Raw genomic sequence first — 23,716 nt, forward strand, 5'->3', positions numbered from 1 at the left:
CCTTAGACGTGCATGCCGTGGGTGACCGGGGCGGCGTGCGAGGCCGCTGCAAAAATCAACTGCACATCGGCCGCTTCCATGCGATATGTAGCGGCGCCACCGCCGCGCATAGCGCGCTGCAGCAGTGCGTTGGAGGACAAACGGTGCCAATCCTCTGGGACACGCTGGCCATTGGCCACGCCCAGCACTTTCAATTTGTGACGAATCAGGGCATCCAGCGCGGGTGCCAGCTTCACGGCTTCGTCGATCTTGGACAGGATCACGCCCTTGCACTGGGCGGCGCGCCAGTTGGTGATCACGTCATCAATGGTTTCGCCTTGGGCCGCCGCATCCAGCACCAAGAGGCGGCTGATGCTGGGGTGCGAGAGCATCTCCAGCAGCTCGCGGGTGCGGCTGTCGCGCTGGGCCATGCCGGCGGTGTCGATCAACACCATGCGCTTGCCCGAGAGCAGGTCCAGCAGGTCTTCCAGCGAGGCGCGGTCATGCGCGGTGTGCACCGGCACGCCCAAGATGCGGCCGTAGGTGCGCAGTTGTTCATGGGCGCCCACGCGATAAGCATCCAGCGTCACCAAGCCAAGATTGGCCGCGCCGTATTGGGTGGCAAAAGCAGCGGCCAGCTTGGCCGTGCTGGTGGTCTTGCCCACGCCGGTGGAGCCGATCAGGGCGAACACGCCGCCCTGCTCTTCCAGGGCCGGCTCGGCCTCGCCGGTCAGCAGGTTGCGCTCCAGCACGGTGGTGGCCCAGGCCAGCTCGTCATGCGCTTGGGCGGGCAAGGCATCCACCATGCGGCGGATCAAGCCCGGCGAGAAGCCGATGTCGAGCAGCTTTTGCGCCAGCAGGGCTTGGCGCGGCTCACGCTGCAGCTTCTCCATGAAGGCCAAGGCGCCAAAGCGCTCTTCGATCAGGCCCTTCATCGAGCGCAGCTCGTTGACCATGTCGATCTCTTCGCGGCGGCTCACGGCCTCGCCCAGAGTCGGGATGGAGATTTCGTCTTGCAGGCGCGGCACGGCCAGGCGCTGTGCCGTGGTGGGTGCGGGGCGCGCTGCCGGCGCAGGCGTTGCCGCAGCACGTGGGGCGGGTGCCGCCATGCGGGCTGCCGGGGGCAAGGCCGGGGCAGCCGCCGCGACACGCGGCTGGGCGGGCGCCGGCGTGGGGGCGGCAGCCTCGGGGTTCATGGCTTGCTGGCGACGCTTGAGCATGCGCTCGCGCACATAGTCTTGGAAGGACAGCGTGCTCATGCTGAGCTGGGCCACGTCCTCCTCGACATTGCCGGCACCGGCCGCGGCTTGCTCTTCACGGCTGGGGCTGAGGCTGCGCTGGGCATTGGCGCGCTCGACGCGAGAGGCCAGGCTGTCGCCGCGGGCACGGGCGCTGGGCGCGGCGCGCTCGGGCTCCGGGTTGGCAGCGACTTTCTCGATCTGGTCCAAGGAGTCGGGGCTCATGGCCGTGACTTCCACCCCCTCGGCGGCCGGGCGGGTGGAGAGCACCACGGCGTCCTCGCCAAAGGCCTGTCGCACCAGGGCGAAGGCCTCACGCGAGGTGCGGGCGGTAAAGCGCTTGACGTTCATGATGTGGCCCCCTGGGTGGCGTCAGAGACGCCAGGTCGCAGTGATCCGGGCTGAGTGCGCGTGCCATCCAGGGCAGGCCGGGCACAAAGAACATGGGCGGTCATACAGCACCTCCGATGATCGAGCCGATACGGATCGAATGAGTTTCAGGAATTTCACTGTGCGCCAGCACCTTCAGGCGCGGTGCGGCACGTTTGAGCAGGCGGGCCATGGGCGCGCGCAGTGCGTCGGGCACCAAGAGGCAGGCCGGATGGCCCAGGTTCTCTTGCTTGTTGGCGGTGTCGGCGGCTTGGCGGGTCAGGCTGTCGGCCACGCCGGGGTCCAGCACCGCGCCGTGGGGCGAGTTCAGGGCCTGCGCCACCATGCGCTCCAGGTCGGGTTCCAGTGCAATCACATCCAGCTCCTTGGCGGGGCCATAGATCTGCTGCACGATGGCCGGAGCCAGGTGGATGCGGATGCGACGGGCCAGCTCGGCCGGGTCGGTGGTCTGCGGGGAATGCTCGGCCAGCGACTCGACGATGGAGCGGAAGTCGCGGATGTGCACGCCCTCTTCCAACAGCAGCTGGAGCACCTTTTGCAATGTTGCGATCCCGACCATCTTTGGCACCACATCTTCAATCAACTTCGGAGCCAATTTGGTGACGTGTTCGACCAGCGATTGGGTCTCTCCACGCCCCAGCAATTTGGCGGCATTCACTTGCATCAAGTGTGAGAGGTGAGTGGCCACCACGGTCGAGCAATCAACCACCGTAAACCCACTCATTTGGGCTTGCTCCTTCAAGCGCTCTTCAATCCACACCGCAGGCAGGCCAAACGCCGGGTCGATGGTCTTGGTGCCGGGCAGTTGCGGCACACCACCACCAGGGTTGATAGCCATGTACATGCCCGGGAAAGCCTCGCCCTCGCCCACCACTGCGCCGCGCAGGGTGACGCGGTAGACGCTGGGCTTCAACTCCAGGTTGTCGCGGATGTGGACGGAGGGCGGCAGGAAGCCCACCTCCTGGGCAAACTTTTTGCGCACGCCCTTGATGCGGGCCAAAAGGTCGCCTTGGCGGGCTTTGTCGACCAGCGCAATCAAGCGATAGCCCACTTCCAGGCCCAGTGTGTCCACAGGCTGCAGGTCGTCCCAAGAGGCTTCAGCGTTGACGGCCGGGGCCGCGTCTTTGGGGTCCACGGCCGGCTTGTTGGCAGCGGCCTTTTCGCGCTGGCGCAGCCACCAGGCGTAGTAGCCAATCAAGCCGCCCATCAGCAAGAAGACCACATGCGGCATGCCGGGGATGATGCCCAGCATCAGGATGATGCCGGCGGTGATGCCCATGACCTTGGGCGACTGGAACATCTGGCCGCGGATCTGGCTGCCGATGTCGGCCTCGGAGCCCACACGCGACACCACCATGGCAGCCGCCACCGAGATCAGCAAGCCGGGGATCTGCGCCACCAGCGCATCACCAACGGCCAACAAAATATAGGTGTTGGCGGCTTGGCTAGCGCTCAGGTCGTGTTGGGCCACCCCGATGATGAAGCCGCCCACGATATTGATCACCAAGATCAGCATGCCGGCGATGGCGTCGCCCCGCACAAACTTGGACGCACCGTCCATGGAGCCAAAGAAGTCAGCTTCTTCGCCCACTTCAGCGCGGCGCTTCTTGGCCTCGTCTTCGTTGATCAGGCCGGCGTTCAAATCGGCGTCAATGGCCATCTGCTTGCCGGGCATCGCATCCAAAGTAAAGCGTGCACCGACTTCAGCGATTCGCTCCGCACCCTTGGTGACCACGATGAAGTTGATCACCACCAAGATGGCAAAGACGATCAAACCGACTGCGAAGTTGCCGCCAATCAAGAAGTGACCAAAGGACTCAATCACCTTGCCTGCGGCACCCGGCCCGTTATGGCCTTCGAGCAGCACCACGCGGGTGGAGGCCACGTTCAGCGACAGGCGCAGCAAGGTGGTCACCAGCAGCACGGTTGGGAAGGCCGCAAAGTCCAGCGGCTTGACCATGTTGGCCGCCACCATCATCACCATCAGCGACATGGCGATGTTGAAGGTGAAGAGCAAATCCAGCGCAAAGGGCGGCAGCGGCAAGACCATCATGGACAAGACCATGATGATGAAGATCGGCGCCATCAGCGCCTTGACCATGGCTGCGTTTTCGCCGAACAGGGCCTTGAATTGGTACTGCAAGTTGTTCATTCAGTGCCTACTTGGAAGAAGGGCGAGGAGTGTGCGGATCCAGCTCAGGCGGCACCACCACATCGGGGGCAGCCAAATAAGGGGTGCGGCGCAGTTGGTACACCCAGGCCAGCACCTGCGCCACGGCGGCAAACAGGGCGGCAGGGACTTCACCTTCCAACTCCACATGGGTGTAGAGCGCACGGGCCAGCGGCGGGGCTTGCAACACCGGCACGCCCGAGTCGCGTGCCAGGTCGCGGATCTTCAGCGCCAGCAGGTCCGCACCCTTGGCGACCACGCGCGGCGCGCCCATGCTGGCTTCGTCGTACTTCAGGGCCACGGCGTAGTGGGTCGGGTTCATCACCACCAGGTCGGCGGTGGGCACGGCCAGCAACATGCGCTTGCGTCCAATCTCGCGCATGCGCTGCTTGATCTTGCCCTTGACCTCTTGGTTACCTTCCGCCTCTTTGAACTCTTGCTTGACTTCTTGATGGCTCATCTTCAGCCGGTTGGCATACAAGTGACGCTGCAGCGGCACATCAATGGCTGCCCACAGCCCCAACAGCAGCAGTAAGAAGCCAAATCCTGTGGCCACCGTCCCCGTCAGCGCGGCCACGGCCTGCGGCAGCGGCACCATCAACAACTGCGCCATGCCCTGCCACTGGCTGCGCAGATAAAGCACGCCCACCGTGCCCAAAGCCGTGGCCAGCACGATGACTTTGAGCACATCAATCAAATGGTCTTTGCCAAACATGCGGCCCAAGCCCGCCAGAGGGTTGAAGCGGCCAAAGTTGGGCGCCAAGGCCTTGAAGGACACATTCCAGCCGCCCGCCACCACCGCGCTGAGCACGCCCAAGAGCATCATCAGCAGGCCCAGCGGTGCGATCACCCACAGGCCCTTGACGCTCAGGGTCAACAACTGCTCGGTCATGGCCGTGGGCTGCATCACCTCGCGGGTGCCAAAGCGCAGGCTGCTGACCATGATCTCGCGCAGCCAAGCGCCCAGCGGTGCCGCCACCACCAAGAGCACAAAGCCGCCCACGCCCAGCGCGGCGAAGTGGCCCAGGTCGCGCGAGCGCGCCACCTGGCCTTCGGCCCGTGCCTTGGCCAGCTTTTTAGGGCTGGCGGGTAAGTTGCGGTCTTGTGCGGAGTCAGCCATGGTGTTGGTCATGTTGCCTCGGGGCCCCTCAGGACTTGAGCCAAAAAAGCAAGGCTTAGCCCCGCCTTCTTCCCGCAGGCCCCCCAGCGTCAGGCCGAGTCAGCGCCCGGCAATGTGGGCTCAGGGGAACATCAATAGTGAAAAATTCACGTCCTGAGGCAGCCTGTAGGCAGTCACAATGCGCAGCACTGATTTTTTGACCCTCGGTGGAGAGGCCGAGTCCCCCATGAGCCATCGCTTGCTGCCGGACGGCGTCAGCGCCCAAGATGTCCAGGCTGAGTGCCTGAACCGCATGGCCCGGCGTGAGTCCACCGGCCTTCGCAGCAATGTGCTGGGCATGCTCTTGGTGGTGGTGGTGCTGGGGCCCAGCTTGCCGACCTGGCTGGTGGGCGGATTTGTGCTGCTTCGCTTGGCCGTGCTGGGCTTTTTGCAGGGGCTGACCCGTCGCATCCAGCGCATCGGCGCCGCAGAGGCCATGGCGCAAGGCCTGGACCGCAAGATGGTGCTGGGTTTGTCCGCCAGCGGGCTGACCTGGGGTTTGCTGGCCTGGATGCTGGCCGACATTCCGCGCTGGGGCTTGCCCGACCAGTTGATGATGATGCTGCTGACCGTGACCTCGGCCATGGCCTTGATCGTCACGGCCCACCTCGGGCGCGGCATGGTGGCTTTCAATGGCGGGCTGTGGTCGGTCGCCCTGACGCGCTTCCTGAGCGAACCCCTCGCCACGAGTTGGCCCCTGCTGGTGTCTTTGGCGGTCTATATGGTGGTGTTGTGGCTGTTTGGCCGCCAGCTCCATGCCCAAGCGCGCGAAGCCGTCATTGCGGACCTGCGCAACCGCCACCTGGCAGCCGCGCTGGAAGACAGCAATGCCCAGTTGCAACAGGCCTTGGACCAGGCCATGGCGCTGGCCACCAAAGACCCCCTGACGCAGGTCTTGAACCGCCGCGCCTTCTTGGAACGCGCCCACCTGGAAGCCGCTGCCATGCAGCGTGAGAACACCACGGCCAGCCTGCTCCTGCTAGACCTGGACCACTTCAAGGCGGTGAACGATAGACACGGCCACGCCACGGGCGATCTGGTGCTGCAACAGGCCTGCGCCAGCGTCAAGGCCTGCCTGCGGGAGGTCGATGTGCTGGCTCGCTGGGGCGGCGAAGAGTTCTTGTTGCTGCTGCCCCGCACCGAGTTGGCCGGCGCACTGCAAGTGGCCGAACGCATCCGAACCAGCCTGGAGCGCGCCCAGCATCCAGACTGGCCCGCTGGCTTGGCCTTGACCGCCTCGATTGGCATTGCACCTTGGCCGGCCGCCTTGCCGGTGGAGCAAGCCATCAGCTTGGCCGACAAAGCGCTCTACCGCGCCAAAGGGATGGGGCGCAATCGCATCGACATCTGGCCCTGAGGCAGCCCCTCTACGGCGCCAGGCGCCGCAGCCTGACAAATGTCGCCTTTGCGCCATCTCGCCGTGAGGCGATGATCCTCGCCACGTGCTGCTGATCTCCCACGCGACGCCACCACCCGGGGCGCCTGTGTCCTTTGCGGCCCGAAATCGCCCCAAAAGGCGCGAGCACGAGCGAGCTTTCCCAGGCCTTGACACCCCATCACGCAGGACGTGACAGAGATGCTCGACGGATAACTGGCTCATCCCTACAGCGTCTCGCGCGGCTGAACGCCGCACTGGTCCATCGCGCGCAAGCGCTGCTCCGCAGTGTCCAGGGAATTACTTTGGCCTCTCATCACTTCCGCCACTGCCGCATCGCCAGCCCCTCCGCTTGGGGCACCGCGCTGAAAGCAGCCTGCATCAGCCTTTGGCTGGCAGGGGGCCTGTGCGCTCTGCCCGCCCGTGCCACCTCGGCAACGGCCAGCGATGCAGCCGCCGTGGTCATTGAGCGCATCAACCCGACACGGGTATTCAGCGGCGAAGGCACGCCCAAGGGGCTTGATATCCGCGCCATCGCGACCGATGCGTGGTCCCGCACCTGGGTCGGCACGGCGTATGGCATTTGGATCTTCGATGGCTCGGATTTCTATTTCCACAAGCCGCCTCTGCCTGCGGACAAGCTGCTCAGGGCCCCCGACGTCGATTGGATGCGAGCAGATGAGCGCTACATCTACCACCCTTGGGGCGCTGGCCGCGTCATCCGCACCCACCAGCACACCGGCGTGAGTGAAGTCGCGACGCCCGAAGGCTGGCGCCCGGCAGCCGACGTCGAGCCCTCAGAGGACTTGGCTCACCGCACGATCTGGTGCGAGCAAGCCGAGGGCGTTTGGAGTGTCCCGCAATACTCGAACAAGACGGTTCGCTGGACCGAGCTCAAGAACGGGCGGCAGACCGACTACGCCTTTCCCACCGAAGTGTCCTTTCGGCTCGCCGTCGGGTGCGCCGACAACACACTGGCGCTGCTGGTCAACGGCGGCAGGGTCACCGTCGCCCGCAAGAATGCCTCCGACCAACTGGACTTGGTGACGACCCTCAGCCTGCCCGGCCTCGGCATTGACGATGCGGGGCGATTTCATTTTCTGAAGAACTTTGCTTTGCTCGACGGCGAGACCGCCCTGGCGGTCGGCAGCAATGGCTTGTTCAGGATAGATTTGGTGAACGAAAAGGCCACGGTGATCGAGGCCCACCGATTGAAGGTCAAGCGGATTGCAGGCTTCTCGATACAAAACAAATCGAGCCCCTCGGAGCGCAAGATTTGGGTGTATTCGGACTCGCCCATGGTCTACAAGCTCGACGAGCGTCAATGGCGCTTTGAGACCATCAACCTGGCTACGCCACCGGATCAGCGCAAGGTTGACTTTGCGCACCAGGTGATGCTGGGTAAGGGTGAGTACATTTGGTCCGGTGCCATGGAAGAGCTGGCGTTGACCTCGCTGGGCACCAAACAAATCAAACACTTCAGAGTCGACACCGAAAGCCGGCAAAGTGAGTACGCGTCCCACACCGTCGTGTGCCTGGACCGCAAGAATCAAGGCTGGTACACCAACCTGACGCATCAGGTGTTCGCATTCGACGCCATCAAGGACGACGGCAACAAAGTCAACAAGGTCTCCGATCTCTCGGCAAGAACGCCGTTTTGCGACTGGCAGACGGGCGTGTGGGTAAGTGAATCCGACAAGTACATCACCCACTACTGGAAAGACGAACGCCAACAGCTCCACCGCCGACACTATCCTCTGCCGGAGGCCTTGGCGGGGCGAACTCAGATCGCGCTGGCCGACGAAAAGCTCATCTGGCTGACGGTCTGGAATTCAATCTGGACACTCGACATTCAAAGCGGCGCATTCCGCAAGATCCATGAGTTTGAGGGCGAAATCATCCGGATGGCGGATGGTGATAGCCGCGCTGAGGTCCGCCTCTTGGTGAACACCCGAGAAGGCATCCACAGCGGGCGGGTCGTTGGCATCACGGCCGGGGGTCAGGTGCTGGAGTTGCCCCAGTCTCCGGAGCCCATCCGGCAGTTCCGCTACCGCCCCGGTGGTGACTGGGTCGCTATCACCAGCAAGGGCGCCTTCTACAGCTTGAGCACACAGCCCAGCCTGGCCACGCAATGGCAACAGGAGTATGTGCCCATGGCCCTGACGCCGTCCTTTGATCGCTGCGTCCAGATTGCCGAGGACGGAACGCTGTGGTTCATGTCCAGCCGGGCTCTTTGGTCGTGGCGCAAGGGTCAAGCCGCCCCCCGACGCATTCCCTTTGACGAAGTGGGGGCCATCGGCAGCTCGGGTGAGCCCACCTGCTCGCTGTCGCCCAGGGGCTATATGCTTTTCGCCCACTCCAAAGGTTGGGTCGAACTGGACCCGGCGCTCCATGGCCTGCCCTCTGCAGTGCAAACGCCCAGGGTCTCCGCCTGGTCTTCCAGCCAGACGCCTTGGACCTTTGTCTTCAACGCGCCACCACTGTTGGAGCTGCCCGAGAACAATTCCCTGCTGCGCCTGCGCATGCACGTGCCCGGAGAGGTGGACGGTGCCAGCCTGCAATGGCGGTTTCGGGTGGTGGGACTGGACAAAGACTGGCGCCCCCCGCAACGCACCGGAGAGATCGAGCTCTCAGGCCTGGCGGCGCACAGCTATCGCCTAGAAGCCCAGGCCAGCCGCGATGCGCGCACCTGGTCCGCCTCGGGAGAGATTGGGTTTCAAATCATTCCGCCTTGGTATCGCACCACCTGGGCCCTGAGTACCGCCCTGCTGCTGTTGGCCCTCTATGCGGCCTGGCGCTTCCAAGAGTTTCGGCAGTTGCAGCGTCGCCGTGCGGTTGAAATGCGCCAACTGGCCGAGGCCGACCGCCGCGTCAATCTGGCGCTCTGGGCCTCCGGGGACGTCATCTGGGGTATTGACCTCCGCACGGGGCAAGGCCACTTGACGCCAGTCTCCTGGCTCGTCGATGACGTGAACCACTGCCTGCAACAAGGGCAGTTGGTGGGCCGCTGGGTGCATCCTCAAGATCTTCCCCGGCTTCGCTCGACGTGGCGGGCCCTCCGACGCGCCCGCTCCACCGAATGTTTGCTGCAATTCCGCATGCAGGGGCGGAGCCAGGAATGGGTGTGGGTGGAAGCGCGCGGTCGGGTGGCCGAGCAAGACGGTGGCAGCGCGGGGCAGCGGCATGTCAGCGGCAGCCTGCGCAACATCAGCGCCCTCAGAGCGGCGCAAGACAGCCTGCACCACCAAGCCATGCACGATCCGCTGACCGGCTTGCCCAATCTCCGGCAGTGGAAGATGCTGGTGTCACAGGCCGTCGTGGCTGACAAACCCTTCGCGGTCATGATGCTGGACGTCGACCGCTTCAAGTACATCAATGACTCGCTCGGGCACAGCTTCGGAGACCGGGTCTTGACCGACATCGCAGCGCGCATCGGTCACTTCATCCGCAGCCAGGTGCCGGGGGCGGTCCTGGCCAGAATTGCCGGGGACGAGTATGCGACCCTGTTGCCGGGGCTGACGGCGGCAGAGGCGGAGCAGGCGGCCGCGGGCATCGTGAATGAAGCCTCACGGCCCCTGAGTGTTGACGGTGTCGAGATTGTGGTGACGCTGTCGATTGGCATTGCCTGCTATCCCAACCACGGCTCTGACCACACGAATCTCCATGCCGCAATGGACGTGGCCTTGCACCAAGCCAAGATTCAAGGGCGCAATGGCACCGCGACCTTCAACGCCGAATGGCGCGGTGGCATCGTGCAGCGCATGCACATGGAAACGGCTCTGCAGTTTGCGCTGGCCCGCAAGGAGTTCGGGCTGGTCTATCAGCCCAAGCTCGACATCGCGAGCGGCCAGTGCCACTCGGCTGAAGCGCTGTTGCGCTGGCGCTCAGATCAATGGCCCAGCAACAATGTAGAGACTGTCATCCAGATTCTGGAAGGCAGCCACCTGATCCACGACGTCGGTCTGTGGGTGGTGCAGGAGGCGGCCAAGCAACTGGCAGCCTGGCGCCGCCAAGGGCTGATGCTCAGCAGCATTGCGGTGAATGTGTCGTCCAAACAACTGGCCCGCAATGGCTTTGCGCAGGCCGTCTCCAAGATCATTGCAGACGCAGGCCTTGCACCCAGCGACCTGGAGGTGGAGATCACTGAGTCTGTGCTGATCCCTGACTCTGCAGCCTCCCATGCGCAGCTCAAAGCCTTGCATGACTTGGGCGTTCGCCTCGCCATTGACGACTTCGGCAAGGGCTATTCATCGCTGGAGCGTCTGCGCTCCTTGCCCTTTGATGTCCTGAAAATCGACAAGCGTTTCATCGACGGCATCGACACCGACGACGAGCACCAAAAATTCTGCAGCCACCTGATCACGATGATGCAAGAGATGGGACTGAAGGTCGTGGCCGAAGGCGTAGAGCGGCAGACCCAGTTGGACATCTTGACGGACATCGGCGCCGACGCCGCACAAGGCTATCTGATCAGCCGCCCCATCAACGCCGCCCAGTTCATGCGAGAGGTGGGGCCACACGAAGCGCTGCTCAACTGAGCTGCGCTCTCCACTCAGCAGCCCGAGGTGACCACGGTGACGGTGGGATCGCCCCCCACGGTCGAAGGCTCGCGGTAATCCACATAGCAATTGGCAGGGACTCTGGCTGCCGTCGGCGTCCAGCGATGGGTGTGGCCCAAGACCAAAGACACTGTGAATCCCGAGGACTGGATGAAGCGATCTAGCTCGCTGCCATTCAGGTTGTCTCCAGCATCGGGCCAGCCGCGGTAGAAGGCGTAAGTCACCCCATCATGGGTCACCGTGGTCGCACCTGAGCGGAGATTGCATGTCGCCTGCAAAGCACACTGAGCTCGCAGCAAATTCTTGGCACTGTGAACCGCGGCTTCCATGCCCTTGACTGACGCGGTTACCGCGTCGGAGCGCATGTCAATGAACTTTGGCAAGGCCGTCGCCGCCAAGACGCCCAGAATCACAATGACCACGATCAGCTCGATCAAGGTAAAGCCGCTTGTAGAGCGAAAATGCGTTGAAGACGAGCGCATAGACTGACCTCACCGAAACTGATTCAACATCCGATCCAGTGCCGCCACAAACGGCGTCTGCAGCAGCGGCAGCATCATCATCATGCTGATCAGGCCCAGGCCCATGGTGATCGGAAAGCCGATGGAGAAGATGTTGACCTGCGGTGCCACGCGGGAAATGACCCCCAGCACCACGTTGACAAACAGCAGCACCGCAATGATGGGCATCGCAATCCACAGGCCCATGCTGAAGATCTCCGCGCCCCAGGTGTGAGGCAGTGTGGCGCGCAAAAAGGCAAAGGGCTCAGGCCCCACCGGAAACACCGTCAGGCTTTGCACCACCGCATGGATGACGGTGAGATGGCCGTTGAGCACGATGAACAAAAAGCCCACCAAGGTGGCATAGAAACGGCCGATGGCCGTGCCCTGGCTCGCCAGCACCGGGTCAAAGAAGCCGGCAAAGTTCATGCCCATCTGCAGGCCCGACACTTCACCCGCAAACTCCAGCGCCGCAAAGATGATGCGCACCGAAAAGCCCAAGGACAGGCCGATCAACAACTGCTGCACCACCAAGAGCACCGCCAAGGAGGAGTCCAGCGGCACCGGCTCGATGGGCGGCGCCACGCCTTGGGCGCAAAAAGCCACCATGAAGGCCAGCGCAATGCGCACCCGCGCCGGCACCACCCGCTGCCCCAACACGGGCAAGACCTGGAGCAGCGCCAGCACACGGATGAACGGCCAGATCACCGGCGTGACCCAGCCCAGGATTTGCGCCTCGGTGATGGTGAACATGGGCGACCCTGCGCGGAAGAATCAGCCGCCCGCCGCCATCGGAATGGACAGCAGCATGCTGCGCAGATAGTCCACCAGCGTGGTCAGCATCCACGGCCCCATCACGGCCATCACAGCCACGGCGGCCAGCAGCTTGGGCACAAAGGACAGCGTGGCTTCGTTGATCTGCGTGGCCGCTTGGAACACGCTGACCAGCACGCCCACCACCAGCACCACGATCAGCATGGGGGCAGCCACCGTCAGCAGCATCATCAGGCCTTGCTGGCCGATGGTGAAAACTTGTTGGGATTCCATCAAAGCGCCTTTCAGGTGGCAAAGCTGGCGGCCAAAGAGCCCAGCAACAGGTTCCAGCCATCAGCCAGCACAAACAGCATCAGCTTGAAGGGCAGCGCCACGAGCACCGGTGAGAGCATCATCATGCCCAGCGACATCAGCACGCTGGCCACGATCATGTCGATGATCAAAAAGGGAATGAAGATCAGAAAGCCAATCTGAAACGCGGTCTTCAGCTCGCTGGTGACGAAGGCCGGCACCAGCACCCGGAAGGGCACGTCTTCGCCCTTGATGGATTCGTCGATCTTGGCCAGCTTGGCAAAGAGCTGCACATCCGCCTGACGCGTCTGCTTGAGCATGAACTCGCGCATCGGCAGCTCGGCCTTGGCCAACGCCTGGTCGAAGCCAATCTGGTTGGCCGAATAGGGCTTCCATGCTTGGTCGTAGACCTTGTCCAGGGTGGGTGACATCACGAAGAATGTGAGGAACAAGCTCAAACCAATGATGACCTGGTTGGGCGGCGCCGCTTGGGTGCCCAAGGCTTGGCGCAGCAGCGACAGCACGATCACGATGCGGGTAAAGCCCGTCATGAGCAACACGACCGCAGGAAGAAACGACAGGGCCGTGAAGAACAGCAGGGTCTGGATGGGCACCGAGTAGCTGCTGCCTCCCGCGCCCTGCCCCACCATCAGGGGCAAGTTGGGGCCGGTGGGCGCCGTGGGCGCGACAGGCTGCGCCCCTGCCAGCGCGGGCAAGAAGACCACGGCCATCACCGCCAAGGTCAGCCACAAGCGGCTGGGCTTATCGTGCATGGGGGCCTCCCGTGGATTGCTCACCGCGCCAGCGCGAGATCATCTGCGCCACCGTGGGCGCTTGAGGGTTTTGCACATCCAGCGGGACGCTGGGTGGCGCGTCCAGGGTGGCCAGGGGCGTGATGCTCTCACCGCCAACGCCCAGCACCAGCCAACGCTGGGCGCCGCCTTGCTGCAGCGACACCACCACCACGCGTTGCGAGGGCGAAACCGCCAGGGAGTCGACCAGGTTGAGGAGGCCGCGCTGACCTGCACGCACGCCACCGGCGCGGCGCACCAGCCACAGCACCACAGGAATCATCGCCACGACGCCAATGAAGGCGAGCAAGGGCGTAAAGGCTTGGTTCATGTCTCAGACTCTGCTCAGGCGGCGCATGCGCTCGCTGGGGGTGACGATGTCGGTCAGGCGGATACCAAACTTGTCGTTGACCACGACCACCTCGCCTTGGGCAATCAGGAAGCCGTTGACCAGCACATCCATGGGCTCACCCGCCAACGCGTCCAGCTCCACCACCGAGCCCTGCGCCAATTGCAGGATGTTCTTGATGGGAATACGCGTGCGGCCCAGCTCCACGGTGAGTTGCACCGGGATGTCCAGGATCATGTTGATGTCATTGCCTGCACCGCCCACGCCACCGGTGGGCGTGAAGTTGGTGAAGGACGCGGGCGAGACTTGCTCTGCCGCTTGGGTCACTTCACTGGCAAAGCCCGATCCGCCGCCCGAGGAGCCCGACGAGCCGCTAGAGCCGGAGGACTCCTCCAGCGCCGCCGCCCAGGCTGCGGCCATATCGTCTTGGCCATTGTCATCAGCTGCCATGGTTGTCTCCCAACCAGCTCAATCCTTGGCCGGTCAACATGCGATCAATCTTGATGGCGTAGCGCCCCTCAGACGTGCCGTAATAGCAGTCAAAGACGGGCACACCATCGACCTTGGCCTGGATCAGCGGGTCCAGGTCCATTTCTACAAAGTCGCCGGCCTTCAGCGCCAGCAGTTGCTCCACCGTCGCGGGCGCGGTGCCCAGCTCGGCCACCAGGTCCACATTGGCGGACTGAATCTGCTCCTTGAGCAGGTTGACCCAGCGTCGATCCGGCTCGGTGGAGTCGCCCTGAATGGACGAATACAGCACATCGCGAATCGGCTCCAGCGTGGAGTAGGGAATGCAGAAGTGCAGCGCCCCCGAGACCTCACCCACTTCAATGGTGAAGGAGGTGGCCACCACGATTTCGCTGGGGGTGGCGATGTTGGCGAACTGCGGCTGCATCTCCGAGCGCTGGTAGTCCAGCTCCAGCGGGTAGATGCCGGCCCAAGCGCGCTTGTACTCGGCAATCACCACGCCAACGAGGCGCTCAATCACCCGCTGCTCGGTGGCCGAGAAGTCGCGGCCCTCAATGCGGGTGTGAAACTTGCCGCTGCCGCCGAACAGGGAGTCGATCACCGCGAACACAATGCTGGGGTCGCAGACGATGAGCCCCGAGCCGCGCAGCGGACGGACCGAGACGATGTTGAAGTTAGTCGGCACCACGATCTCACGCAAGAAGGCGCTGTACTTCTGCACCTTGATGCCACCAATGGAGACCTCGGGGCTGCGACGGATCAGGTTGAACAGGCCCACCCGGATGTTGCGTGCAAAGCGCTCGCCGATGATTTCCATCGTCGGCATGCGCCCGCGCACAATGCGCTCTTGGCTGGCGAGGTCGTAGTTGCGTATGCCGCCGGTGGGCGCTTCTTCCTGCTCCAGCTTCTGGCTTTCGCCCGTGATGCCCTGCAGCAGGGCATCGACTTCGTCTTGGGAGAGGATTTGTTGATTCATGGGCTGACGTCTCTGGAATGCTGAGGCTCAGGGGGGCGAATCACTGGATGATGAAGCTGGAGAACTGCACCGTCTTGATGGGCGAGTCCTCCAAGGTGTCGTACTGCCGGCGCTTTTTCTTCTTGCCGGGGGCAGGGGCCTCTTCGACCTCGTCCTCGTCTTCCAATTCAATGCCCATGGGCAGCACGGCCTCGCGCAGAATCTGGCGCGCCAGCTTCTCTTTGCCTTCGACGGTGTTGAGGTCTTGCGATGTCTTGTGCGCCAGCAACATCAGGATGTTGTTGCGGATGGCCGGCATATAGACCTTGAGGTCTTCACCAGCTTTGGCGTCCGTCACCTGCAAGGTGACGCCAATCTGGGCATAGCGGTCGGCCTCGCGGTCCGCCAGGTTGACCACAAACGGGTCCAAGGGCACGAACACGGGCAGGACGGGCTTGTCGTCCTTCTTCTTTTCTTTCTTCTTTTCCTTCTTGGGTGCGGCGTGCGCAGCGTCACCGCCCTCTTCAGCCAAAGCCGCCTCTTCTTCGGCGTGCTTCTTTTTCATGTAGAAGGCTGCGCCCCCACCGCCCAAGGCCAGCACCAGGCCCACCACGGCGAGGATGATGATCAGCTTCTTCTTGCCTTTTTTGGGGGCGGCATCGCCGTGCTCGGCGGCAGCGGCAGCGGGTGCGGACATCGCGGCTCCTTGTTCAAATCACGCTGTGGCCTGCCCGCTGTCACAGACGGCACCACAGCACGGGACTGAAGCCATTATTGGGAGGAGCCCCTCCACGCGATGCCCCGAAAAGCGGGGCAAAAGACCGCGATGACGCCCCTCAGGCGACCAAGTCCACCAGGCTGCGCGGGCGAATCGCCGCCCGCGTGGGGTCTGCGCCGTCCGATCCGGCGGCGGCTCCCTCGGCGCGGCCAAAGGCCTGGGCCAGGGCGGCCAGGGCGGCCGAAGGTTGGCGCCCGCCCTCTTGCTGGGCCTGGCGCTGTGCGCTGTTTTGGTCGGACAGCCCGGAGCCTGCCAATTGCACGCCCACCTCACCCAAGGCCTCTGAGAGGGCCGGCAGGGCCTGAGCCAGGGCGTCGCGGGTGCTGCTGACATCGGCCCCCAGCTCGATGCGGGCCTGGCCGTCGCGCATCGCGATGCGCACTTCAATCGGGCCCAGGTCGCGCGGGTTCAGCTCCAACTGCGCCATCTCCACGCCTTCAGCCACCCACACACTGAGCTGCGCGCCCAGGGCGGCCGTGAAGGCCGGCGTGCCGGGGGTTTGCTCCAGCGTGGCTTGGGTGGGCACAGGCCATGGCGCTGCGATCTCGGCGGGCAGCGGCTGGGCGCCCACGCTGGCCGCAGCCTCGGGCTGCGGCGAGGCCACGGGCAGAGGCTCAGCCAACACTGCTTGGGCCAGCGGTCGCTCGGGGCCATCGGCCGCACGCAGCGGTGTGGCGGCGTCGGGGGCTGGGGTCAGGGCCAGGGCCTCGCCAAAGCGCAAGGCGCCGTCGGCCTGGCGGCCTTCTTCGGCGGTTTCCAGACGCAGGTTCAGGTCCGCCGCGCCAGTGCGCTGGGCTCGGCCCTGGGCGCCCAGGCGCGCGGCAGCGTCACGGGCCCGCTCGGCCAACAGATGGGTCGGGGCCGCCACCGCTGCGGCGGGGCGTTGATCGGGGCTCAGGTCTTCGGCAGCCAGTTGCAGCTTTTTGGGCAGCTTGCTCTTGTCGGCCGTCTCGGTCTCTTGAGCGCTGTCAGACTCGGCCTGGGCTTCATCCTCTTCTTGGGGCTTGGGCTGCTCGGACTTGCAGGCCGCCGCCTCGGGCGGCGCGGGCTCATCGGCCTGGGCCTGCAGACGCAGCAGTTGGGCAAAGTCATTGCCGCTGGGCTGGGCCGAGCCGGTGCTGGCTTTGCGGGCCTGCGGGCCTGACTTGTTCATCGGCGTCAGGGCTTCGGAGGTGGCCGGGGTGATGCTCATCAAAAACTCCTTACATCGGGGCCAAGGTCAGCCCGGCGCGGCGCACGCGCTGGGCGGCCTCGTCGCTGGCTTTTTGTTCGCGGCGTTGCAGCACCTGCTGGGCGGCACTCAGGCGGCGGTCGATCAGGCGCTGCACGGTGGCCAGCTTGATCTCGCGCTGCTGGAGCCGCTCGCGAGCCGCCGCCACGCGGGCGGCATGTTGCTCGACCGTGGCTTGTTGCGAACCAATGGCTTGGTCCAGGCGCTCCACAAAGCCTTGGTAGCAGCGGATGATCTCAATGGGCGCTGCTTGCTTGAACTGGGTGGACCAGCGCTCGCGGTATTCGCTGCGGTAGGTCTCCAACGCTTGGGCCTGGGCCCCTGCAGCCTCGGCCTGCCGCACGGCCTCTTGCCACTGCATCAAGGCTTCATCCCGGCGTTTGCGATCTCGGTCTTCCAGCAAGCGGAGTAAGGCGACGCGGTCCATGGCTTAACTTTCAGAGGTCGGGGTTCAAGGCCAAAAGCTGGGCTCGGCAAGCGGCCAGCGGCGCGGCCTCATGCATGTCTTGTTGCAGCAGGCGCACCAGGCCCGGGCGCACGCGCACGGCGGCGTCCAGCTCGGGGTCGCTGCCCGGCGTGTAGGCGCCCAGTTGAATCAGGTCGTGCGCTTTGTTGTAGCGCGCCAGCCATTGGCGAGCGCGGCGCGCGCCTTCCAGGTGCTCGCGCGTAGCCACCGAGGTCATGACCCGGGAGATGGACTTCTCGACATCGATGGCCGGGAAGTGGCCGCTCTCGGCCAGCTCGCGCGAGAGCACGATGTGGCCGTCCAAGATGCCGCGCGCTGCATCCGCGATCGGGTCTTGCGGGTCATCGCCCTCGGTCAGCACGGTGTAGAAGGCGGTGATGGAGCCCACGCCGTTCAGGCCATTGCCACTGCGCTCTACCAGTTGCGGCAGCTTGGCAAAGCAGCTCGGTGGATAGCCCTTGGTGGCCGGCGGCTCGCCGATGGCCAGGGCGATCTCGCGCTGGGCCATGGCATAGCGGGTCAGCGAGTCCATCAGCAAGAGCACATGCTTGCCTTTGTCGCGGTAATGCTCGGCAATGGCCGTGGCGTAGCTGGCGCCTTGCATGCGCACCAGGGGCGGTGCGTCGGCCGGGGCTGCCACCACCACCGCGCGCTGGCGGCCCTCTTCGCCCAAGATGTCTTCAATGAATTCTTTGACTTCACGGCCCCGCTCGCCGATCAGGCCCACCACGATCACATCCGCCGCGGTGTAGCGCGCCATCATGCCCAGCAGCACCGACTTGCCCACGCCGGTGCCTGCGAACAGGCCAATGCGCTGACCGCGGCCCACCGTGAGCATGGCATTGATGGCCCGCACGCCGGTGTCCAGCGGCTGGCGCACGGGGTCGCGGTCCATGGCGTTGATGGGGCGGCGCTGCATGGGCTCGCGCAGCACATCGGCCAGCGGTCCTTCGCGGTCCAGGGGAAGGCCATGGGCATCGACCACGCGACCCAGCAAGCCATCGCCCATGGGCAGGTGCAAGCCACGATCTTCGCTGCGGCGCCAGGGGTGGTTCTCCACGCCCAGGCGCGGGGGCAGATGCGGCACCGGCAGCGGCACCACCTTGGCGCCACTGGCCAAGCCATGCACTTCGCCGGTGGGCATCAAATAGGCACGGTCCCCACTGAAGCCCACGACCTCGGCGGTGATGCTCTCGGTGTCGCCGGGCACGGTCACGGCGCAGACGGCCCCCACCGGCACGCGCACGCCGGTGGCCTCCAGCACCAAGCCGGTGACCCGCACCAGCGAGCCCTGCATCTCCAGAGGCTGGGGCATGCTGGCGTAGTTTTGAATGTCGGCCAGGTAGCGGTCCCAGCGCTGGCGGCGTTCGGTGGTGGCCGTGCTCACAGCTCAGGCTCCTGGTTCAGGTCGGGTGCGGCGGCAGCCAAGGTCTCGCCGGGAGCCTCGGTGACGGGGGCCTGAGGCGGCTGGGGCGCTGCCGCTGGGGCCGCAGCCGGTGCCGCAGCGGCACCACGGCCTTTGGGCGGCGCGGGCGTGTCCCAATCCAGGGGTAAGCCAAACAAGCCGGCGGCTTGCTGCCAACGGCTCTCAACGCGGGCATCGACTTCGCCCATATCGGTTTCCACCACGCAGCCGCCACGGCTCAGGGCCGCATCGGCCAGCAGCAGCACATGGCGGGCGCGCAGGTCCTCACCCGCCCCGGACTCGATCAAGGCCAAGTCCTGCGGGTGCATGCGCAAGCGCAGGTGTTGGGCCGTCAGCAGCACCGCAGACACCGCCTCGCGGGCCACCTGGGCCACAGCCTCGGGCCGCAGAGCCAGCTCGCTGCGCACCACTTGGCGCGCCAAGCGCAGGCTGGTGTCCAGCACCGCTTGGGCCATGCGGTCTTCCAAGGCCGCCACATCGGTTTGAAACGAGGCCACCAAGCTGGCCATCTCGGCACTAGTCGCTTTAGCGAACTGGCGCTTGGCCGCCTCCAAGGCTTCGAGCCCATCGCGGTAGCCATCGTGATAGCCGGCTTGGCGGGCCTCTTCAATGCGGGCCATCCACTCCTCAGGGGTGGGCGGCGGTGGCTCGGGGGGCTCTGGCGGTAGCTCGGGTTCGGGCTCGACCTTGGGCGCGCCAAAGCTGTCAGGGCGCCAGGCGGCAAAGCCTTTCAACTCCTCGCGCGGAATGAAGCGCGCATAGGGGTTGTGAGGGCGAGTGGTGGTGTCGGTGTCAGCCATCACAGGAAGTCATCCGCACCACCAGAGGCCAACACGATCTGGCCTTCGTCGACCAGACGCCGCACGATCTTGAGCATCTCTTTCTGCTCGGCCTCGACCTCGGAGACGCGCACCGGGCCGCGGCCTTCCAGGTCTTCCTTGAGGGTTTCGGCCGCGCGGCTGGACATGTTCTTGAACACCTTTTCGCGCAGCTCGGGCGTGGCGCCTTTGAGGGCCAGCACCAAGGACTCGCTCTGCACCTCTTTGAGCACGGCCTGGAAGCCCTTGTCGTCGAGCTTGCTGAGGTCGTCGAAGGTGAACATGTTGTCCATGATCTTCTGCGCCAGGTCGGCATCGGCCTCGCGGATGAAGTCCAGCGCCGAGGTCTCGACCGACGAGCCGCAGAGGTTGATGATTTCCGCCGCCGCTTTGACACCGCCCAGCGAGGCTTTTTTGGTCCGGTCGCCGCCGGCCAGCACCTTGCTCATCACTTCGTTCAGGTCTTTCAGTGCTGCCGGCTGAATGCCGTCCAGCGTGGCAATGCGGATCAGCACTTCATTGCGCTGGCGCTCGGTGAAGGTCTTGAGCACGGTGGAGACTTGGTCTTGGTCGAGGTGAACCAAGATGGCGGCAATGATCTGCGGGTGCTCGTTGCGCAGCAGCTCGGCCACCGAGGCTCCGTCCATCCACTTCAGGCTTTCGATGCCGCTGTTGTCGTCGCCCTGCAAGATGCGGTCGATCAGCATATTGGCCTTGTCTTCCCCCAAGGCCTTGCGCAGCACGTTCTTCACATAGGTGTCGGTGTCGGCCACCAAGATGTGCTGGGCTTCAGCCTCATCGGTGAACTTGTCCAACACCACCTCCACACGCTCCCGTGGGATGACCTTGAGCTTGGCAATGGTCTCGCCCAGCTTCTGCACTTCTTTGGGGCCCAGGTGGCGAAAGACCTCCGCGGCCTCTTCCTCGCCCAAGGACATCAGCAAGATCGCGGCATCTTCAATGGTGGATTCGTCAGCCATGAATCATTCCTTTGGGGGTGGGCCTCACGCCTCGCCCGTGACCCAGTCGCGCACGATATTGGCCACAGCGGTGGGGTTCTCGCGGGCCAGCTTGCGAGCGGCCTCCAGCTTGGCGTCCTCTTTGGGCGCTTCCAGGGCCGGCAGTTGGTTCTGGCCGTCTGCGCCGGGCAGCTCTTGCGCGTCGTCCACCACGGCATCCAATGCCGTCACCTCCGACTTGGCCTCTTCAGGCGGCGGCGGCGGCGGGGCCAAGGCTTGGTTGACGGCGGGCCGGATGACCCCAAAGATCAGACCCAAGGCCACCAAAGCCAGTGCCAGCGGCACACCGGCGGCACGCATCAAATCTTGTGCCCAAGGCTGCTTCCACAGCGGCACGGCTTCAGGCTCGACGGGAGCCTCCACCTTGAAGGGGGCGTTGATGACCTTGACCGAGTCACCGCGCTCCTTGTTGAAGCCAATGGCCTCTTGCACCAAGGCGGTCAGCTTGTCCAATTCCTCTTGTGGCAGCGGCACGGTGCTGGTCTTGCCCTTGGCATCCGTGGTGGTGCGGTGGTTGACCACCACCGCCGCATTGATGCGCTTGATGGCACCGGTCGCGTTGCGGGTCACCTTGACGGTCTTATCCACCTCAAAGTTGGTGACGTTTTCGCGGCGGGCACCGCCACCGGCCGCCCCCATCTGCGCGGGCTGCAGCGGGGCCGACGCACCATTGATCGGGGCCTGGGCCGGCTGGGGCGGCTGGTTGGTGGCGGCACCGGGCACGCCCGAAGGTGCGGCTTGGCCGGGCTGCGTGGACTCCAGCGTTTGCTGGCTGCGCACCGCGGCTGGCTGGTCACCTTGGTTGGGTCGATATTGCTCGGAGGTGGCTTCGCTTTGGCTGAAGTCGATGTCGGCGGTGACGGTGGCGCGCAGGTTGTCGCGGCCCACCACCGGCTCCACGATCTCGCGCACCCGCTTCAGGTAGCTGTCTTCAATCTGGCCCACATAGCGCAGTTGCTGCTCGTCCAGGCTCTTGGCCGCGTCTTCACCAGGGCCACTGAGCAAGCCCCCACGCTGGTCCAGCACGCTGACGGCCTTGGGGTTGAGCTCAGGCACGCTGGACGAGACCAAATGCACGATGCCGGCCACTTGGGCGCGGTCCAAGGAGCGGCCTGGGTGCAGCGTCAGCATCACACTGGCGCTGGGCTTTTGCTGCTCCCGAAAGAAGCCATTCTGGTTGGGCAAGCCCAAATGCACGCGGGCTTCTTCCACGCCGTCGAGCTTGCTGATGGTGCGCACCAGCTCGCCTTCCAAGGCGCGCTGCATCATCACCCGCTCTTGGCGGTCGGTCTGGCCCAGGCGCGGGTTGTCCAGCAGCTCGTTGCCCGCCACCACCGACTTGGGCAGGCCGGCCGTGGCCAGCTTCATGCGCACCTCATGCAGGCGGTCGGCCGGCACCAGCAAGGCTTGGCCGCCTTCGCCGTGGCGATAGGGGACATTCAATGCAGAGAGCTGTGCGACCACCGCGCCCGCATCTTTATCGGGCAGGTTGACAAACAAGACCTTCCAGTCGCCCTGATTGGCCCAGAGGCTGACAGCCACCACCACAGCGGCCAGCGCAGCCACACCGATCCCGAGCTTCATGCGCGTGGCCATGGGCAATGCGCCGAGCTTGGCCATCACACCGCGGGGTGCTTCTGCAGGGACAAGAGGGGTCGGGACAGTGAGTTGATCCATGTGTACAGCCATGAGCGCACGACAAGCCCCGCGCTAAAGGGGTGAACACATTGTTGGCGAGCCCCTCGATCCTCCATGGCCGCAAAAGCCGCCCATTCCACGGACATCTCGTGTCTATATACGGATCAACCCTTGCCTATGATCCATGTCATCCCCCTAAGGAGGGCACACCATGGACGTCAAGCTCAAACCCTTTGATTTCGCACAAGCCGCTGCCCGCGCCGGGCTGTCGGTGGATGGCACACCGCTGGCCAAAACCCGCGCGCCTGCCAGCCCTCAAGCGACAGAAGGTGCCAACTTTCAGTCGGCGATGACACAGGCCTTGAAGTCGGTCAGTGCGCAGCAGATGGAGTCCGCGCGCATGCAGCGCGAGCTGCAACTCGACAACCCGTCCGTCAGCCTGGAAGACACCATGATCGCGATGCAAAAGTCGCAGATCGGCTTCCAGGCCGCGGTGTCGGTGCGCAACCGGATGGTGCAGGCCTACACCGACATCATGAACATGCAGGTCTAAGTCGGCTCAGTCGAGCGACATCATCCGACGCCGCTTCTGGGTTTGGTCGATGTAGTGCAACAGCACCCGCTGCGCGTCGGTGTCCAGGTTCAGCAGCTCACAGCCCAGGCGAACGCCTTGAGCCTGTGGTTGAACCGAGGTGATGTGGTGGATCAGCAGGCTGGCTTTGATCTCGGTGTCCGAGTCCAGCTCCACCGTGATGCCGTTGATCAAGGAGCCGGGCTCAACCGGCGGCAAGTCATTGGGCATGAACAAGGCGCAGCCGCCCGCGCTCAGGTCCAGCACCCGCAACTCCAGTTGCACATCGGGCATGGCCGGGTGACGGAAGGTGGCGGTGGGCGCCGTGCGCTCCAGGGTGCGCACGCGGTAGGCATTGCGGCGCTGGAAGCGAAACATCTCGCGCGGCATCATGGCCTGCATCACACAGCTTTGGTTGCCATGGACCAGCATGCGGTCATAGACGTCGAACTGCAGCTTGACTTGCTCCAAGTAGCACACCGCCACCGCCTCATCGGCCTCAATCAACCGGTGAATGGAGGGGGAGAGTAAGTCGGCTGAGAAGGAGATCTTCTCGCGGTTGCTGTCCACGGCCCAGAGCTGGGCAGTGTGGGCGCTGCCATCGGAGCCGCTGATGATGACCGGAATATTGCGGTCCATCACCGACTTCAGCAAGCTGCGGATCTGGGCCATCCCCGTCACCCGAAACGTATCGAGCTCGGGCAAAGGCATGGCTTCCAATTCGGCGGGGCGGGTGTCAGCGAAGTTCATCATGACAGGCTCCAGGGCGCC

Annotated in this window: 21 protein-coding genes; 3 read left to right on the forward strand and 18 right to left on the reverse strand. The window is 64.5% G+C overall.

Annotation, left to right across the window (positions count from 1 at the left end; genetic code table 11):
- Window positions 1–2 precede the first annotated feature (2 nt).
- The 3 genes from flhF to flhB all read right to left on the reverse strand — a co-directional run bounded on the left by flhF (window position 3) and on the right by flhB (window position 4,897).
- Window positions 3–1,568: a flagellar biosynthesis GTPase FlhF gene (gene flhF / locus KAK11_RS11125; protein ID WP_210809201.1), complete on the reverse strand. Its 1,566-nt coding sequence runs from the start codon at window positions 1,566–1,568 to the stop codon at window positions 3–5.
- A gap of 100 nt (window positions 1,569–1,668) precedes the next feature.
- Window positions 1,669–3,708, reverse strand: coding sequence for a flagellar biosynthesis protein FlhA (flhA, locus tag KAK11_RS11130; RefSeq protein ID WP_375140683.1), 2,040 nt, complete (start codon window positions 3,706–3,708; stop codon window positions 1,669–1,671).
- Between the two features lie 58 nt (window positions 3,709–3,766).
- Window positions 3,767–4,897: a flagellar biosynthesis protein FlhB gene (gene flhB, locus KAK11_RS11135; RefSeq protein WP_210809203.1), complete on the reverse strand. Its 1,131-nt coding sequence runs from the start codon at window positions 4,895–4,897 to the stop codon at window positions 3,767–3,769.
- 226 nt (window positions 4,898–5,123) lie between these two features.
- On the opposite strand from flhB, the gene KAK11_RS11140 reads away from it, so the two are divergent.
- Both KAK11_RS11140 and KAK11_RS11145 read left to right on the forward strand, forming a co-directional pair.
- Window positions 5,124–6,293 (forward strand): GGDEF domain-containing protein, encoded by a 1,170-nt coding sequence (locus KAK11_RS11140; protein ID WP_210809204.1) that lies wholly within the window; start codon window positions 5,124–5,126, stop codon window positions 6,291–6,293.
- Between the two features lie 323 nt (window positions 6,294–6,616).
- Window positions 6,617–10,849, forward strand: coding sequence for a putative bifunctional diguanylate cyclase/phosphodiesterase (locus tag KAK11_RS11145; protein WP_210809205.1), 4,233 nt, complete (start codon window positions 6,617–6,619; stop codon window positions 10,847–10,849).
- Between the two features lie 14 nt (window positions 10,850–10,863).
- Here the strand turns inward: KAK11_RS11145 and KAK11_RS11150 are convergent, their stop codons facing one another.
- The 14 genes from KAK11_RS11150 to fliF form a co-directional block, all read right to left on the reverse strand.
- On the reverse strand, window positions 10,864–11,352 hold the full coding sequence (locus KAK11_RS11150; RefSeq protein ID WP_210809206.1) for a prepilin-type N-terminal cleavage/methylation domain-containing protein: 489 nt from the start codon (window positions 11,350–11,352) through the stop codon (window positions 10,864–10,866).
- 9 nt (window positions 11,353–11,361) lie between these two features.
- A complete protein-coding gene (gene fliR, locus KAK11_RS11155; protein WP_210809207.1) occupies window positions 11,362–12,123 on the reverse strand; it encodes a flagellar biosynthetic protein FliR in 762 nt (253 codons plus the stop codon).
- 21 nt (window positions 12,124–12,144) lie between these two features.
- A complete protein-coding gene (gene fliQ, locus KAK11_RS11160) occupies window positions 12,145–12,417 on the reverse strand; it encodes a flagellar biosynthesis protein FliQ (protein ID WP_210809208.1) in 273 nt (90 codons plus the stop codon).
- Window positions 12,418–12,428: 11 nt separating this feature from the next.
- Window positions 12,429–13,208 (reverse strand): flagellar type III secretion system pore protein FliP, encoded by a 780-nt coding sequence (fliP, locus tag KAK11_RS11165; RefSeq protein ID WP_246498826.1) that lies wholly within the window; start codon window positions 13,206–13,208, stop codon window positions 12,429–12,431.
- Entirely contained in the window at window positions 13,198–13,557 is a 360-nt protein-coding gene (locus KAK11_RS11170) for a FliO/MopB family protein (RefSeq protein ID WP_210809209.1), read from the reverse strand. The genes fliP and KAK11_RS11170 overlap by 11 nt, the downstream gene beginning before the upstream one ends.
- A gap of 3 nt (window positions 13,558–13,560) precedes the next feature.
- Window positions 13,561–14,025 carry a flagellar motor switch protein FliN gene (fliN, locus tag KAK11_RS11175; protein ID WP_210809210.1) on the reverse strand — a complete coding sequence of 155 codons (465 nt, stop codon included), beginning with the start codon at window positions 14,023–14,025 and terminating at the stop codon, window positions 13,561–13,563.
- On the reverse strand, window positions 14,015–15,019 hold the full coding sequence (gene fliM / locus KAK11_RS11180) for a flagellar motor switch protein FliM (RefSeq protein WP_210809211.1): 1,005 nt from the start codon (window positions 15,017–15,019) through the stop codon (window positions 14,015–14,017). Before fliM ends, fliN begins: the two co-directional genes overlap by 11 nt.
- 40 nt (window positions 15,020–15,059) lie before the next feature.
- Window positions 15,060–15,695 (reverse strand): flagellar basal body-associated FliL family protein, encoded by a 636-nt coding sequence (locus KAK11_RS11185; protein WP_210809212.1) that lies wholly within the window; start codon window positions 15,693–15,695, stop codon window positions 15,060–15,062.
- 139 nt (window positions 15,696–15,834) lie between these two features.
- Window positions 15,835–16,968 carry a flagellar hook-length control protein FliK gene (locus KAK11_RS11190; RefSeq protein ID WP_210809213.1) on the reverse strand — a complete coding sequence of 378 codons (1,134 nt, stop codon included), beginning with the start codon at window positions 16,966–16,968 and terminating at the stop codon, window positions 15,835–15,837.
- A 10-nt stretch (window positions 16,969–16,978) separates the two neighbouring features.
- Entirely contained in the window at window positions 16,979–17,434 is a 456-nt protein-coding gene (gene fliJ, locus KAK11_RS11195) for a flagellar export protein FliJ (RefSeq protein ID WP_210809214.1), read from the reverse strand.
- 10 nt (window positions 17,435–17,444) lie between these two features.
- Window positions 17,445–18,788, reverse strand: a complete 1,344-nt coding sequence (gene fliI, locus KAK11_RS11200; RefSeq protein ID WP_210809616.1) for a flagellar protein export ATPase FliI — start codon at window positions 18,786–18,788, stop codon at window positions 17,445–17,447.
- Between the two features lie 68 nt (window positions 18,789–18,856).
- On the reverse strand, window positions 18,857–19,699 hold the full coding sequence (locus KAK11_RS11205; RefSeq protein WP_210809215.1) for a FliH/SctL family protein: 843 nt from the start codon (window positions 19,697–19,699) through the stop codon (window positions 18,857–18,859).
- Window positions 19,699–20,697 (reverse strand): flagellar motor switch protein FliG, encoded by a 999-nt coding sequence (fliG, locus tag KAK11_RS11210; RefSeq protein ID WP_210809216.1) that lies wholly within the window; start codon window positions 20,695–20,697, stop codon window positions 19,699–19,701. Before fliG ends, KAK11_RS11205 begins: the two co-directional genes overlap by 1 nt.
- Before the next feature lie 24 nt (window positions 20,698–20,721).
- Window positions 20,722–22,413, reverse strand: a complete 1,692-nt coding sequence (gene fliF, locus KAK11_RS11215; protein WP_210809217.1) for a flagellar basal-body MS-ring/collar protein FliF — start codon at window positions 22,411–22,413, stop codon at window positions 20,722–20,724.
- Between the two features lie 172 nt (window positions 22,414–22,585).
- Between fliF and fliE the strand changes: the two genes are divergently transcribed.
- Window positions 22,586–22,927, forward strand: coding sequence for a flagellar hook-basal body complex protein FliE (fliE, locus tag KAK11_RS11220; RefSeq protein WP_210809218.1), 342 nt, complete (start codon window positions 22,586–22,588; stop codon window positions 22,925–22,927).
- A gap of 6 nt (window positions 22,928–22,933) precedes the next feature.
- Here the strand turns inward: fliE and KAK11_RS11225 are convergent, their stop codons facing one another.
- Window positions 22,934–23,698 (reverse strand): flagellar brake protein, encoded by a 765-nt coding sequence (locus KAK11_RS11225; RefSeq protein ID WP_246498827.1) that lies wholly within the window; start codon window positions 23,696–23,698, stop codon window positions 22,934–22,936.
- Window positions 23,699–23,716: the final 18 nt, after the last annotated feature.

This window comes from Ideonella paludis, assembly GCF_018069865.1.
Taxonomy (GTDB): Bacteria; Pseudomonadota; Gammaproteobacteria; order Burkholderiales; family Burkholderiaceae_C; genus Ideonella; species Ideonella paludis.